Source organism: Mesorhizobium sp. M0870 (assembly GCF_040319775.1).
Classification (GTDB): Bacteria; Pseudomonadota; Alphaproteobacteria; order Rhizobiales; family Rhizobiaceae; genus Mesorhizobium.
Genome location: NZ_JAMYOI010000010.1, coordinates 23,817 through 38,700 on the forward strand (window position 1 = coordinate 23,817; position 14,884 = coordinate 38,700).

The window sequence follows — 14,884 nt, forward strand, 5'->3', positions numbered from 1 at the left end:
CCTATTGCGGAAGCATGTCCTTGAGGCGGAGCAGCGCGATGCGCTCGACCTGTTTGCAGGCGGTTTCGAATTCGACGCCGCGGCTGTTGCCGATGCGCGCCTCGAATTCCGCCAGAATCTCTTGCCTCGTCTTGCCCTTCACCGCGATGATGAAGGGGAAACCGAAAGTGGTGACGTAGGCGGCGTTGAGCTTGGAAAACAGTTCGCGCTCCTTGTCGGTCAGCGCGTCGAGGCCGGCCGAAGCCTGTTCCCTGGTCGATTCCGCCGTCAGCCGTTTGGCCTTGGCAAGTTTGCCGGCAAGGTCGGGATGAGCGTTGAGCACGGAAAGCCGCTCGGTTTCGCTGGCGGACCGGAAGACACGGCAAAGCGCATTGTGCAGGCCGCCTGAAGTGTCATGCGCCGGGCCCAGTTCCAGTTCGTAGGCGCGTTCGGCGATCCAGGGCGAATGCTCGAACACGCCGCCGAAAGTGTGGACGAAGGTCTCGAATTCCATCTTCGAGGGGCGGAGTGCCGCCGGTTGATAAGGATTGACCTCTTGCCAGTGGCGGGCGATGTCGATGCGCCGCGCCAGCCAGACCCTGTCGTGCGACTTCACATAGTCGACGAAGCGCTTCAGCGCCGCCACCCGGCCCGGCCGCCCGACGAGGCGGCAGTGCAGGCCGATGTTCATCATGCGTGGCCGGCCTGCCTTGCCCTCGGCATAGAGCGTGTCGAAGCTGTCCTTCAAATAGGCAAAGAACTGGTCGCCGGAGTTGAAGCCCTGCGGCGTTGCGAACCGCATGTCGTTGGCGTCGAGCGTATAGGGAATGATGAGCTGCGCGCCGCCATCATGCTCGAACCAGTAGGGCAGCTCGTCGTCATAGGTGTCCGACACATAGTCGAAACCGCCTTCTTCCGCCACAATCCGCACTGTGTTGATCGATGTGCGACCCGTATACCAGCCGGTCGGGCGCGCGCCGGTCACTTCGTAGTGCAGCTTGATCGCCGCCTCGAGGTCGCGGCGCTCATCCTCGGCGCTGTGGTCGCGGTAGTCGATCCATCTCAACCCGTGCGAGGCGATCTCCCAGCCGGCTTCCTGCATGGCCGTGACTTGATCCGGCGAACGGGCGAGCGCGGTGGCGACGCCATAGCAGGTGATCGGCACCTCGGCCTCGCTGAACAGCCGCAGCAACCGCCAGAAACCGGCGCGGGCACCGTATTCGTAGATGGATTCCATGTTCCAGTGGCGCTGGCCCACCCAGGGTGCCGCGCCGACGATTTCCGACAGGAAGGCTTCGGACGCCTTGTCGCCATGCAGCACGCAGTTCTCGCCGCCTTCCTCGTAGTTGACGACGAACTGCACGGCGACATGCGCGCCGCCAGGCCATTTCGGGTCCGGCGGATTGACTCCGTAGCCGCGCATGTCTCTGCTGTAACGCATCGTCCCTCCCGCCGGGCATGGCCCGAAGTATGATCAGAATATCGAAAGGGTGCTTCTCGCATTCCCCCGAAAATTTTTGAAAGTGTTTTTGTCGCACTCCGCTCGACCGGGACTTATGCATCGCCTTTAATTGGCGCACAATTCACTGTTGATACTTGATCGTACCGGGCCAATTCGCTCGTACCGGAAATGGGAGGCGGCCAATGGCAGAAACGTCGAATGCTGATGGCGGGCGTCTGACGACCCATGTCCTCGACACGGCGACAGGCAAGCCGGCGGCGGGATTGTCGATCGCGCTTTATCACCTCGAGGGCAAGGCGCGGACACATTTGAAGACCGTTGTCACCAATGCCGACGGCCGTTGTGACAAGCCGCTGCTCGCCGGCGCGGAGTTCCGCCCCGGAGAATATGAACTGGTCTTCGCCGCAGGCGACTATTTGCGCCAGCAGGGGTCGAGCCTGCCGAACCCCGCCTTTCTCGATGTGATACCGATCCGCTTCGGCATGGCCGAACCGCTGCACTACCATGTGCCGCTGCTCGTCTCGCCCTATGGCTATTCGACCTACAGGGGGAGCTGAGGCATGGCCAAAATTAGCATCCGCAATGAAATCCGCTTCATCCTCAACGGCAGGGACGTCGCGCTTTCGTCGGTGGCACCCGACGCGACCCTGCTCGACTGGCTGCGGCTCGACCGGTCGCTGCGCGGCACCAAGGAAGGCTGCGCCGAGGGCGATTGCGGCGCCTGCACCGTGTTGGTCGGCAAGCTCTCGGCCGGCGGGCTGGTCTATGAAAGCGTCAATGCCTGCATCCGTTTCCTCGGCTCGTTGGACGCCACCCATGTCGTGACCGTCGAGCATCTGCGCGGCGTATCAGGCCAACTGCATCCGGTGCAGCAGGCGATGGTCGATTTCCACGGCTCGCAATGCGGCTTCTGCACGCCGGGCTTCGTCATGTCGCTCTATGGCCTGTGGATGAAGTCGTCGAATCCGTCGAACGCGGATATCGAAAAGGCCTTGCAAGGCAATCTCTGCCGCTGCACCGGCTACGAGGCGATCATGCGCGCGGCCCAGGCCATCTCGAGCTACGGCAAAGCGGCAAAAGATCCGCTGGCGGCGGAGCGCAAGGCGATCACCGCCAGGCTCGAGGCCATGCATGACGGCGCCCGGATTGAGATCGGTTCGGCCAAGACGCGGCTGGTCGTGCCGGCCGATGTCGACGATTTCGCCGCTGTGCTGGACAGGGACCCCAACGCCACCATCGTTGCCGGCTCAACCGATGTCGGCCTCTGGGTGACCAAGCACATGCGCGATATTTCGCCGGCCATTTTTATCGGCAATCTCGACGGACTTTGCACCATCTCGGAAGACAACGGCATCATTTCGATCGGCGCGGGCGTCACCTACACTGATGCCTTCGCGACATTGGCGAAGCGTATCCCGGCGCTGGGGCCGTTGTTCGATCGCATCGGCGGCGAACAGGTGCGCAACATGGGCACCATCGGCGGCAATATCGCCAATGGCTCGCCGATCGGCGACACGCCGCCGCCCTTGATCGCGCTTGGCGCAAGTCTCACCCTGCGCAAGGGCAAGAAGCGGCGCTCGATTCCGCTGGAAACCTTCTTCATTGCCTATGGCAAACAGGACCGGCAGCCGGGCGAATTCGTCGAGGCCGTGCACGTTCCGGTTCCGGCCAAGGGCACGAAATTCGCCGTCCACAAAATCACCAAGCGCCGCGATGAGGACATCACTGCAGCACTCGGCGCTTTCTTTTTGACGCTGACCGGGGATGGCACGGTGGCGGAGGTGCGCATCGCCTATGGCGGTATGGCGGCAACGCCGAAGCGGGCGTCTTTTGTCGAAAAGGCGCTGCTCGGCAAGGCATGGACCGAACAGACGGTAGAAGCGGCGATGGCCGAGTACGCCAGGGATTTCACCCCGCTCACCGACATGCGGGCCTCGGCCGAGTATCGTGCGCTCGCGGCGCGCAACCTCTTGCTGCGCTTCTTCGCCGAGACCAGCGGTACCAGGGAGCCGATCCAGGTTTCGAGGCACGAGGCGGCATGATGAACAAGCACGCTCCCCCCAATCTGAAGGCTGAAAAGATCGCCGGCGGCGTTGCCACCGATCAACGCCATGACTCTGCGCACAAGCATGTCAGCGGCACGGCCGTCTATATCGACGACATGCCGGAACCGGCCGGCACGCTGCATGGCTGCCTCGGGCTTTCTGCCGCCACGCATGCCACGATTACCAGCATGGATCTCTCGGCGGTGCGTACAGCGCCCGGTGTTGTCGACGTGCTGACGGCCAAGGATGTGCCGGGCGAGAACGACATTTCGCCGACAGGCCGCCACGACGAGCCGGTGCTGGCCGACGGCAAGGTGCAATTCTATGGCCAGCCAATCTTTTGCGTCATTGCGCAGACGCGCGAGCAGGCGCGTCGCGCCACCAGATTGGCCAAGGTCGAATACAAGGAATTGCCCTTCGTCACCGACATTGGCGCGCTCGATCCGAAGAAGGACAAGGTCGTCACGCCGCCACTGACGCTGAAGCGCGGCGATGCCGCTACAGCGATCCGTCAGGCGCCGCGCCGGCTAAAGGGAAAAATGCGCATCGGCGGCCAGGAACACTTCTATCTCGAAGGCCATATCGCCATGGCCATTCCGGGCGAGGATCAGGACGTCACCATCTATTCCTCGACCCAGCATCCGAGCGAAGTCCAGCACATGGTGAGCCATGCACTCGGCGTGCCGAGCAATGCCATCACGGTGGAGATCCGCCGGATGGGCGGCGGCTTCGGCGGCAAGGAGACGCAAGGCAACCAGTTTGCCGCATTGGCGGCGATCGCCGCGAAGAAACACCATCGCGCCGTGAAGATCCGGCCCGACCGCGACGACGACATGATCGCCACCGGCAAGCGTCACGATTTCCTCGTCGACTACGAAGTCGGCTTCGATGACGAGGGCAACATCCTCGGCGTCGATTTCATGTTCGCGGCGCGCTGCGGTTTTTCGTCGGACCTTTCCGGCCCGGTGACCGATCGCGCACTGTTCCACTGCGACAACACATATTTCTGGCCGGCGGTGCATGCGCAATCGGCGCCGCTCTACACCAACACCGTGTCGAACACCGCCTTTCGTGGTTTCGGCGGCCCGCAAGGCATGGTCGGCGCCGAGCGCGTCATCGACGAGGTGGCCTTCGCCGTCGGCAAGGATCCACTCGAAATCCGCAAGAAGAATTTTTATGGTACGTCAGACCGCAACATCACGCCCTACCACCAGACGGTCGAGGATAACATCATCCAGCGCATCGTCGCCGAGCTCGAGCAAAGCGCCAGCTATGCGCGGCGCCGGCGTGAGATATCGGCCTTCAACGCCAACAGCCGTTTCATCAAGCGCGGCCTGGCGCTGACGCCGGTCAAGTTCGGCATCTCGTTCACCGCCACGCATTATAACCAGGCCGGCGCGCTGGTGCATGTCTATACCGACGGTTCGGTGCATCTGAACCATGGCGGCACCGAGATGGGGCAGGGCCTCTACGTCAAGGTTGCGCAAGTGGTGGCGGAAGAGTTCCAGATCGACCTCGACCAGGTCAAGATCACCGCGACCACGACCGGCAAGGTGCCGAACACTTCGGCCACGGCAGCGTCGTCCGGCTCCGATCTCAACGGCATGGCGGCGCAAAATGGCGCTCGCCAGATCAAGGACCGGCTGATCGATTTCGCCGCTGAAAAATATCAGGTGCCGCGCGATCAGGTGCTGTTCCTGCCCAACCGGGTGCGCATCGGCAACCAGGAAATCGCCTTCGCCGACCTCATCAAGCAGGCCTATATGGCTCGCATCCAGCTGTCGGCGGCGGGTTTCTACAAGACGCCGAAAATCCACTGGAACCGCGACAAGGGCGAGGGCCGCCCCTTCTATTATTTCGCCTATGGCGCGTCGTGCTCGGAGGTCTCGGTCGACACGCTGACCGGCGAATACATGGTCGAGCGCACCGATATTCTGCATGACTGCGGCCGATCTCTGAATAGCGCCATCGACATCGGCCAGATCGAGGGCGGCTTCATCCAAGGCATGGGCTGGCTGACGACGGAAGAACTGTGGTGGGACGCCAAGGGCCGGCTGCGCACGCACGCGCCATCGACCTACAAGATCCCGCTCGCCTCCGACCGGCCGAAGATATTCAACATCACCTTGGCCGACTGGCCGGAAGCGAGCGAGCCGACCATCCACCGCTCCAAGGCAGTCGGCGAGCCGCCGTTCCCGCTCGGCATGTCGGTGCTGCACGCCCTGTCGGATGCAGTGGCCAGCGTCGCCGACCACAAGATCTGTCCGCGCCTCGATGCTCCTGCAACGCCGGAGCGGGTGCTGATGGCGATCGAGAGGCTGAAGAAAGAGACGAAGGCCGGCGCCTGAATCTGGCAGAATGTGCAATCTGGGCCGAAAAACCTATATTTCCCATTCGGGAATGTGAACCATGAACTCGAAAGTGCAAAGCCTGAAAGCCTTTCTCACCAGCGCCGGCCAGGTTGCCCTGGTCGAAGTGACCGGAACAAAAGGCTCGACGCCACGCGAGAAGGGCGCCTTCATGCTCGTCTCGCAGGCGGCGATCTTTGGCACCATCGGCGGCGGTCAACTCGAATACATGGCGATCGACAAAGCCCGGCAGATGCTTTTCTCCCCCTCAAGGGGGGAGAGAACCCGCGCCGATCCGATCTTACCCGGCGGCTTCGCCGCCACCCTCCCCTCAAGGGGCAGGGAAAGCCGCGCGACCCTCGATGTGCCGCTAGGCCCGGAAATCGGCCAATGCTGCGGCGGGCGCGTCGAAGTGCTGATCCGGCTCGTCGATGCAGCCCTTGCCGCCGATCTGGTTGCGGCTGCGGAAGCCGAGGAGGCGCACCTGCCGCGTGTCTACATCTTCGGCGGCGGCCATGTCGGCCAGGCGCTGGCGTCGACGATCGCACTTCTTCCCGTGCACGGCATCGTCATCGAGACGCGGGCCGAAGCACTGGAAGGCATGCCGGAATCCGTCGAGACCAGGCTGACAGCTATGCCGGAAGCGATGGTGCGAAACGCTCCCGCTGGCGCCGCCTTCGCCATCCTGACCCACGATCATGCGCTGGATTTCCTGATCGTCGCCGAGGCGCTGAAACGCGGCGATGCCGCCTATGTCGGCATGATCGGGTCCAAGACCAAGAAAGCGACGTTCAAGAACTGGTTCCTGAAATCGGCGGACGGCAGCGAGGCGGAATTTGCCCGCCTCGTCTCGCCGATCGGCGGCGCTGCCGTCAAGGACAAGCGCCCGCAAGTCATTGCAGCGCTCGCGGCCGCCGAAATCATGACGGCGCTGGTCATGCACGCCACAGCATCAAATGCCGACCATCAGGTCCCGCACGACAAGGTGATGGTCGGCTAAGCTTGCGCCTCAACGCATCTCATGCCGGCCGCTTCAAGCCCAGATGCTCGCGCAAGGTGCGGCCTTCATAGTCCCTGCGGAACAGGCCGCGCCGCTGCAGTTCCGGCACGACCAGCGTCGCAAAGGCATCAAGTTCGCCGGGGAAATATGACGGCATGACGTTAAAACCGTCGGCCGCGCCACCCTCGAACCGAGCCTGCAGTTCGTCGGCGACTTGGGCCGCAGTGCCGACGATGCGCCAATGGCCACGCGCGCCGGCGAAATGCCGGGCAAGCTGGCGGATGGAGAGGCCGTCGCGGCGCGATTGCTCGATGACCAGCGCCTGCCGGCTTTTCATCCCCTCGCTCTCCGGCAGATCCGGCAGCGGCCCGTCGATCGGGTAGCGCCACAGATCGGAGATGCTGAGATAGCTGGACAGAAGCGCAACGCCGACGTCGTCGGGTATCAGGTCCTGCAATTCCTCGTATTTCTCGCGGGCCTCAGCCTCGGTTTCCGCCACCACTGGCGCGACGCCCGGCATGATCTTGATGTCGTCCGGCTCACGCCCATAAGCGGCCATACGCCCCTTGAGATCGTCGTAGAAGGCCTTCCCTTCCTCGAAGGTCTGCGCCGCCGTGAACACCACATCGGCGGTGCGGGCGGCAAGGTCGCGGCCGACATCCGAGGCGCCGGCCTGGACCATCACCGGCGCGCCCTGCGGCGAACGCGGCAGATCGAGCGGGTCGCGAACCGAAAAGCTCTGGCCGTCGTGGCCGGAGGCGCCGAGCTTGCCGTTCCAGAGCCCGGTGACGACTTCGGCGAATTCACGCGCGCGTTCATAGCGATCGGCATGGGGCTTGAGGCCGGTCGAGCCGAAATTGGCGGCCTCGATGGGGCTGGCCGAGGTGACCAGGTTCCAGCCGGCGCGACCGCCGCTCAGATGGTCGAGCGACAGGAAGGTTCGTGCCAGCCCATAGGGCTCGTTGTAGCTTGTCGAAGCGGTGGAGACGAGACCGATGCGGCTGGTCTGGACGGCAAGCGCCGACAGCAGGCTGATCGGTTCGAAACCGATCGAACGCGAGGTCTGGCTGGCGATGCCGACATTGGCCTCACGCAGGCCGGCGGCGTCCTCGCAGAACACCATGTCGAACTTAGCTGCTTCCGCCGCGCGGGCCAGCTGGATGTAATGGTCGATGTCGATGCCGGCCCTCACATGCGCTTGTGGGTGGCGCCAAGCGGCAATGTGGTGGCCTGTCGCCCAAAGGAAGGCGCCGAGCTTCATCTGGCGGGTCATTGATCACCTCCGCCGGTGAGTCCGAGATGCGAGCGCAACGTTGCGCCGCGATAGCTCTCTCGAAACAGGCCGCGCCGCCTCATCTCCGGCAAAACCAGATCGACGAGATCCTCGAGCGCGGAGAGTTGTGCCGGCATCTGGATGTTGAACCCGTCGCAGCTTTTCGCTCGGAAACCTTTTTCCATGCTGTCGGCAATGGTCGGCTTGGCGGTACCATCGGCGACGAGCGAGATATTCGTCAGAAGCCTCACAGCATTAGGCTCGCGTCCGCAGGTGGCAACGCGGCGCTTCAGCTCCTCATAACGCGCTTTCGCGCCATCGATCGGTCCGTCGTCCAGCAGGATGACATCGGCGGTGCGGGCGGCAATATCCAGGTCTGATACCGACAGGCCCGACAAGACGAGCACCGGTGTGTCCTGCGGCGACCGCGCGATGTTCAGCGGTCCGCGCACGGAGAAGAACTCGCCCTTGTGGTCGAGCAGGTGCATCTTTCCGGGGTCGTGGAAGCGGCCGCCGCTCTGGTCGAACAGCAGCGCGTCCGCATCCCAGCCCTGCCACAGACCTTGCACGATGCCGATATATTCCTCACTGCGACGGCGGAAATCGTCAGGCGAAAATCCTTCGGGCCGGCTGAAATTGGCTGTTTCCCGTGGCGCCTGCGCCATGGTCGCGTTCCAGCCACTGCGGCCATGGCTGATGATGTCGAGCGAAGCGAAACGGCGCGCCAGATTGTAGGGTTGGTGGGCAATTGTCGAGGCAGCGGCAACCAGGCCGATCCTGCTTGTGACAGTTGCCAATGCGGCCAGCAAAGTGGTCGCTTCGAAGGGCATCGGACTGTTCGCGGCACCGCCGCCGGAAGCCGGCGCTGAATCGGCAAGCAGCACCATGTCCAGGCCCGCCGCTTCGGCCTTTTGCACTAAACCGGCCAGGCGGCTGAATTCCCGCCCCGGTGATGGATCGATGGTTCCCGGAAACAGCGAAACGGCAAGATGCATTGTGGCGCCGTTGTCCATCGATGGTCCCTGCGAGACGAAATACCACCCGAACTATGTTCGCCACATCCAGGGATGGCAACCGCTGGCGCTGGGCCAAGCGCCGGTCACGTGCCGGCCAGCATTATTTCCCAGCTAGCAGATCGTTGATCAGTCGCTGGCAGCGCTCGGCCATGAAGTCGAGCAGCAGCCGTACTTTTGGATCCTGCAGCTTCTTGTGCGGATAGACGGCGGCGAACTGCACCGGTGTCGGTGGCGTGCTGCTCAGGATCACCTTCAGCCGCCGGTCGCGGATGAATGGCTCGACCTCGAAGCGCGGCTTGTTGATGATGCCGCGCCCCGAAAGCGCCCAGCCGGTCAGCACGTCGCCATCGTCGGTGTCGTAGGGCCCGTGCACTTCGAATTTCTGCGGGCCTGTGGGGGTCTGCAGCGTCCACACATATTCGCGCGCGCCGGAATAACGCAGCATCAGGCAGTCGTGCTTCTTGCCGATCAGCTCCTGCGGCTCCAACGGTTCGCCGCGGGCCTCGAGATATTTCGGCGCCGCCACCAGCACGCGCTCGCATTCCATGATGCCGCGCATCCTGAGGCTGGAATCTTCGATGATGCCGAGCCGGAAGGCGACATCGATGCCTTCCTTCATGATGTCGACATTGTGGTCCGAAAGCCTCAGCCTCACCTCGATGTCTGGGTATTTGTCGTGAAAATCGGGAATGCCCGAGGCGACCAGCCGGCGGCCGAGGCCCAAGGGTGCCGTAACGCGGATGGTGCCGCGCGGCTGGCCGGAAAGCGCCGAGACCGCGGCTTCCGCCTCGGTGATCGCCTCCAAGACCTGCTTGGCGCCCCCGTAAAAAACCGTGCCATGCTCGGTCGGCATCAATTGCCGCGTCGTGCGGTTGAACAGACGCACGCCCAGGTGCTTCTCCAACTCCTTGATGCGGTTGGAGGCGACCGCCGGCGAAATCCGCATGTCGCGACCGGCCGCCGACAGATTGCCGAGTTCGACCACGCGAACGAAGACGGCAATGTTGTCCAGATAGGCCATGCGGTTTCGTGGCTTTCCTGAGGCCGCCTTCGGGCGGCTCCCATCCTGCTGCGTGTGACTACCCTAGTATTTTCCATTTTTTTTTGAAAGTCATCGTGCGCCTCGCCTCTTTCCGTTTGCGCTCCAACCCGTAAAGTCGCCCAATCGGCAGGGACGATTTCAATGATGGATTTCGCGATTTTCTGGGACTGGCTAAGTTTTGCCGTGCGCTGGCTGCACGTCATCACCGGCATCGCCTGGATCGGCTCGTCCTTCTACTTCGTCGCGCTCGACCTCGGCCTGCGCCAGCGTCCCGGCATGCCCGTCGGCGCCTTCGGCGAGGAATGGCAGGTGCATGGCGGCGGCTTTTACCACATCCAGAAATATCTGGTGGCGCCGGCCGAAATGCCCGAGCATCTGACCTGGTTCAAATGGGAATCCTACGCCACCTGGCTGTCCGGCTTCGCCATGCTGTGCGTCGTCTATTATGCCGGGGCCGATCTGTTCCTGATCGATCCCAACGTGCTCCCAATGTCCGTCCCGGTCGGCATCCTGCTGTCGTTGGCAACGATCGGCGTCGGCTGGGTGGTCTATGATCTGCTGTGCCGCTCGCCGCTCGGCAAAAGCGACACCGGCCTGATGCTGGTGCTCTACTGTGTGCTGGTGTTCATCGCCTGGGGGCTGACGCATCTCTTCACCGGCCGCGCCGCCTTCCTGCATCTGGGCGCCATCACCGCCACGATCATGTCGGCCAACGTCTTCATGGTTATCATCCCCAACCAGAAGATCGTTGTCGCCGACCTCATCGCTGGCCGCAAGCCCGATCCGAAATACGGCAAGATCGCCAAGCAGCGCTCGCTGCACAACAACTATTTGACGCTGCCGGTGCTGTTTCTGATGCTGTCGAACCATTATCCCCTGGCGTTCGGCACTGAGTTCAACTGGGTCATCGCCTCGCTGGTGTTCATCATCGGCGTGCTGATCCGGCACTATTTCAACTCGATCCATGCCCGCAAAGGCAATCCGACCTGGACCTGGATGGCGGCACTCGTCCTGTTCATCGTCATCATCTGGCTGTCGACTGCGCCGAAAGTGCTGACCGGCGAACCCAAGGAATCCGCGTCGGCGCAAATCTATGTCGCTTCAGCGCATTTCCCGGCCGTGCGCGACACCGTGCTCGGCCGCTGCTCGATGTGCCATGCGGCGGAGCCGGTCTATGAGGGCATCTATCATGCACCGAAGGGCGTGATGCTCGACACCGATGCGGATATCGCCAACCACGCCCGCGAGATCTATCTGCAGGCCGGTCGCAGCCACGCCATGCCGCCCGCCAACGTCTCACAGATCACCGACAAGGAACGGGCGCTGCTGGTGGCCTGGTTCGAAGGCGCAGGGAAATAGCATGACCTCGACACTTCTGCGCGGCCGCACGCTGTCCTTCGTGCGCTGGCCGCAAACCATCGACGACCATTCCGCCTGGCGCTACGAAGAGGATGGCGGCCTGCTGATCCGCGACGGCAGGATCGTCGCCGCCGGCGCCTATGCCGAGGTTGAAAAGCAGGCCGGCGAAACGGTGAAGAGAATCGACCATCGGCCGCATCTGCTGCTGCCCGGCTTTATAGATGCCCATGTGCATTTTCCGCAGATGCAGGTCATCGCCTCCTATGGCGCAGAACTGCTCGACTGGTTGAAAACCTACACTTTTCCGGAGGAAACGAAGTTCGCCAACGCCCAGCACGGCCGCCGCATCGCGCGGCTGTTCCTCGACGAAATGGTGCGCCACGGTACAACAACGGTCGCCGCCTACTGCTCGGTGCACAAGGCTTCAGCCGAAGCCTTTTTCGCCGAGTCGCATGACCGCAACATGCTCAACATTGCCGGCAAGGTGATGATGGATCGCAATGCTCCCGACGGCGTGCTCGACACACCGCAATCCGGTTACGACGACACGAAGGCGCTGATCAAGGAATGGCATGGCAAGGGACGGCAGCACTACGCCATCACGCCGCGCTTCGCCATCACCTCGTCGCCGGAGCAGATGGAGATGGCGGGCGCGCTGTGTCTGGAATATCCCGACCTGCACATGCAGACGCATCTGTCGGAAAACCACGCCGAAATCGCTTTCACGCAGGAACTCTACCCGTGGTCGCGCGACTATACCGACGTTTACGAGCACTACGGGCTGTTGGGCAAAAAGAGCCTGTTTGGACATTGCATCCATCTGTCGGAGCGCGAAGCGGATGCGCTTTCGGACTCGGGCTCGGTAGCGGTGTTCTGCCCGACCTCCAACCTGTTCCTCGGTTCCGGCCTGTTCGACTACCAGCGCTTCCGGCGCCGCGGCAAGCCGGTCCGGATCGCCGCTGCCACCGATGTCGGCGGCGGCACCAACTACTCCATGCTGCGTACCATGGACGAGGGCTACAAGGTGATCGCGCTGAACGGAGAGAAGCTCAACCCGCTCCAGTCCTTCTGGCAGATGACGCGCGGCAATGCCGAGGCGCTGTCGGTGGCTGACAAGATCGGCACGCTGGATGAAGGCAGCGATGCCGACATCGTCGTGCTGGACGCCAGGGCAACGCCGGCGATGCGGCTCAGGATGGAAACGGTCGAGACGCTGGCGCAGGAACTGTTTCTCCTGCAAACGCTGGGTGACGACCGCACTGTCCGCGAGGTTTATGTGGCGGGGCGGCCAGCCAAGGCGGATATGATCGCGGGGTAAGAACCCTCACCCGGATTGCCAACCAAATTGCAAGGGCAATTCGGGGCAATCCGACCTCTCCCCGAGGGGAGAGGAGATCGCCAGTGCCGACGCTTTCCTCTTCTCCCCACCGGGGAGAAGGTGGCCGCGAAGCGGCCGGATGAGGGGCCGCTCCACGGAAGCTTGACCGAGCGGAGCTTGTCGTACACACGACGTGTGACGATTTCGGAGAAAGAAAATGGCCGTTGCTGACGACATCGCTCTGATCAAGAGACAGGAAGAGACCCTTGTCTTCGCCACCTTCGACGAGGCCGTCGCTTTCAAAATCGGCTCCGCCATTCGCGATCGTGCAATTGCCGAGAACCTGCCCATCATAGTCGACATCAGGCTGTGGGACCGGCCGCTGTTCTACGCCGCGATGCCGGGTTCGAACGCCTCGAACCCCGACTGGGCGCGGCGCAAGACCAATGTGGTCAAGCGGTTCCTGAGAAGCACCTACCGCATGGTGCTGGAACAGCAGCGCCCGGACCGCAGCTTCAAGATCGGCGAAGGGCTGGATATTGCCGACTACGTGCTGGCCGGCGGTGGCTTTCCGGTGACCGTCAAGGGCGCCGGCGTCATTGGTGTGATCGCCGTCTCCGGACTGCCGGAGCGGGAGGATCATGGCGTCGTCGTCGATGCGCTGTGCGATCATTTGGGCGTCGACAAGCGCGGGCTGGCATTGCCTCGGGACGCCGAATGACCGTGCTCGATCCCAAGGCCTTCCTGACCTCCATCTTCAACGCCGCCGTTGCCGCCGCCGATCCGGAACGAACCATCCGGGATCATCTGCCGGCCAAGCCAAAGGGCCGTACCATCGTCATCGGCGCGGGCAAAGGCTCGGCGCAGATGGCGGCAGCGTTCGAGAAAGTGTGGGCCGGCCCGATCGAAGGGCTGGTCGTCACCCGCTATGGCTATGGCGCGACCTGCGAGCGCATCGAGATCATCGAGGCGGCTCATCCGGTGCCGGACGCTGCCGGTCTGGAAGCCTCGCGGCGCCTGCTCGCCAAGGTCCAGGGGCTGACTGAGGATGACCTAGTGGTGGCGCTGATTTCCGGCGGCGGATCGGCGCTGTTGCCGTCGCCCGCCGGCGGCTTGACGCTGGCCGACGAGATCGCCGTCAATGAGGCGCTGCTCGCCTCGGGTGCGCCGATCGCGGCGATGAACACCATCCGCAAGCACCTTTCCACCATCAAGGGCGGCAGGCTGGCAGCGGCCGCATGGCCGGCCAGGGTGGTGTCGCTGATCGTCTCCGATATTCCCGGCGACAATCCGGCAATGGTCGCCTCCGGCCCAACCGTACCGGATACAGGCAGCCGCGCAGACGCGCTGGCCTCGATATCGGCCTATGGCATGAAACTGCCGGCCTCGGTGATGGCGCATATCAATTCGCCGGCCGCCGATGCGCCAAGCCCGGATGACGAGCGCTTTTCGCGCAACGAGGTGCATTTGATCGCTTCGGCCGGGGTGTCGCTCGAAGCGGCTGTTGCGGAAGCGAAACGGCAAGGCGTTGAAGCCATCATCCTCTCCGATGCGATCGAGGGCGAAGCGCGCGAAGTCGGCGGCGTCCATGCCGCGATCGCGCGCGAAGTGGCGACGCGCAACCGGCCATTTCAAAAGCCGGTGCTGATCCTGTCGGGCGGCGAGACAACCGTGACGCTGCGCGCAAAAGGCAAGGGCGGCCGCAATTCGGAATTCCTGCTGGCCTTCGCCATCGGCATCAATGGCGTCGACGGCATTCACGCGCTGGCCGCCGACACCGACGGCATCGACGGTTCGGAAGACAATGCCGGCGCCTTCGCCGATGGCTCGACCGTATCGCGCATGCGCGCAGCCGGGGTGGACGCCAAGGCTATGCTTGCCGGCAACAATGCCTGGACGGCCTTCAACGCGGTTGGCGATCTTTTCGTACCCGGCCCGACCGGTACGAATGTCAACGATCTCAGGGCAATTCTGATCAGGTAGCTGAAGCAATTCCAGGAAGTGTGAAGCGGTTTTCCGTCTGGAATCGCGCAAAAACAAAA

General features: G+C 63.1%; 12 protein-coding genes. 8 read left to right on the plus strand and 4 right to left on the minus strand.

Going from position 1 to position 14,884, the window contains the following annotated elements; genetic code table 11:
• Position 1 precedes the first annotated feature (1 nt).
• Complete coding sequence (gene puuE, locus NKH97_RS14155; protein ID WP_023813631.1) at positions 2 to 1,420, minus strand: allantoinase PuuE; 1,419 nt, start codon at positions 1,418 to 1,420, stop codon at positions 2 to 4.
• A gap of 203 nt (positions 1,421 to 1,623) precedes the next feature.
• On the opposite strand from puuE, the gene uraH reads away from it, so the two are divergent.
• The 4 genes from uraH to xdhC all read left to right on the plus strand — a co-directional run bounded on the left by uraH (position 1,624) and on the right by xdhC (position 6,834).
• A complete protein-coding gene (uraH, locus tag NKH97_RS14160; protein WP_023813630.1) occupies positions 1,624 to 1,998 on the plus strand; it encodes a hydroxyisourate hydrolase in 375 nt (124 codons plus the stop codon).
• A 3-nt stretch (positions 1,999 to 2,001) separates the two neighbouring features.
• Positions 2,002 to 3,483 (plus strand): xanthine dehydrogenase small subunit, encoded by a 1,482-nt coding sequence (xdhA, locus tag NKH97_RS14165; protein WP_352797427.1) that lies wholly within the window; start codon positions 2,002 to 2,004, stop codon positions 3,481 to 3,483.
• A complete protein-coding gene (xdhB, locus tag NKH97_RS14170; protein ID WP_023813628.1) occupies positions 3,483 to 5,834 on the plus strand; it encodes a xanthine dehydrogenase molybdopterin binding subunit in 2,352 nt (783 codons plus the stop codon). Before xdhA ends, xdhB begins: the two co-directional genes overlap by 1 nt.
• A 61-nt stretch (positions 5,835 to 5,895) precedes the next feature.
• Complete coding sequence (gene xdhC, locus NKH97_RS14175; RefSeq protein WP_023813627.1) at positions 5,896 to 6,834, plus strand: xanthine dehydrogenase accessory protein XdhC; 939 nt, start codon at positions 5,896 to 5,898, stop codon at positions 6,832 to 6,834.
• A 19-nt stretch (positions 6,835 to 6,853) separates the two neighbouring features.
• On the opposite strand, the gene NKH97_RS14180 is transcribed toward xdhC, so the two are convergent.
• The 3 genes from NKH97_RS14180 to NKH97_RS14190 all read right to left on the minus strand — a co-directional run bounded on the left by NKH97_RS14180 (position 6,854) and on the right by NKH97_RS14190 (position 10,144).
• Positions 6,854 to 8,107, minus strand: coding sequence for an LLM class flavin-dependent oxidoreductase (locus NKH97_RS14180; RefSeq protein ID WP_023813626.1), 1,254 nt, complete (start codon positions 8,105 to 8,107; stop codon positions 6,854 to 6,856).
• The gene (locus NKH97_RS14185) at positions 8,104 to 9,120 is read right to left on the minus strand and encodes an LLM class flavin-dependent oxidoreductase (protein ID WP_352442652.1); all 1,017 of its coding nucleotides are present in this window, start codon (positions 9,118 to 9,120) and stop codon (positions 8,104 to 8,106) included. Before NKH97_RS14185 ends, NKH97_RS14180 begins: the two co-directional genes overlap by 4 nt.
• A gap of 103 nt (positions 9,121 to 9,223) precedes the next feature.
• On the minus strand, positions 9,224 to 10,144 hold the full coding sequence (locus NKH97_RS14190) for a LysR family transcriptional regulator (protein ID WP_128302775.1): 921 nt from the start codon (positions 10,142 to 10,144) through the stop codon (positions 9,224 to 9,226).
• Between the two features lie 162 nt (positions 10,145 to 10,306).
• Here NKH97_RS14190 and NKH97_RS14195 point away from each other — a divergent pair, with 162 nt between their 5' ends.
• From NKH97_RS14195 to NKH97_RS14210, 4 genes are all read left to right on the plus strand, one after another.
• Positions 10,307 to 11,524, plus strand: a complete 1,218-nt coding sequence (locus NKH97_RS14195) for a urate hydroxylase PuuD (RefSeq protein ID WP_352442653.1) — start codon at positions 10,307 to 10,309, stop codon at positions 11,522 to 11,524.
• 1 nt (position 11,525) lies between these two features.
• The gene (guaD, locus tag NKH97_RS14200; RefSeq protein WP_128302777.1) at positions 11,526 to 12,842 is read left to right on the plus strand and encodes a guanine deaminase; all 1,317 of its coding nucleotides are present in this window, start codon (positions 11,526 to 11,528) and stop codon (positions 12,840 to 12,842) included.
• Between the two features lie 217 nt (positions 12,843 to 13,059).
• The gene (locus tag NKH97_RS14205) at positions 13,060 to 13,563 is read left to right on the plus strand and encodes a heme-degrading domain-containing protein (protein ID WP_352551286.1); all 504 of its coding nucleotides are present in this window, start codon (positions 13,060 to 13,062) and stop codon (positions 13,561 to 13,563) included.
• Positions 13,560 to 14,825, plus strand: coding sequence for a glycerate kinase type-2 family protein (locus NKH97_RS14210; protein WP_352442654.1), 1,266 nt, complete (start codon positions 13,560 to 13,562; stop codon positions 14,823 to 14,825). The genes NKH97_RS14205 and NKH97_RS14210 overlap by 4 nt, the downstream gene beginning before the upstream one ends.
• The last annotated feature ends 59 nt before the right edge of the window (positions 14,826 to 14,884 follow it).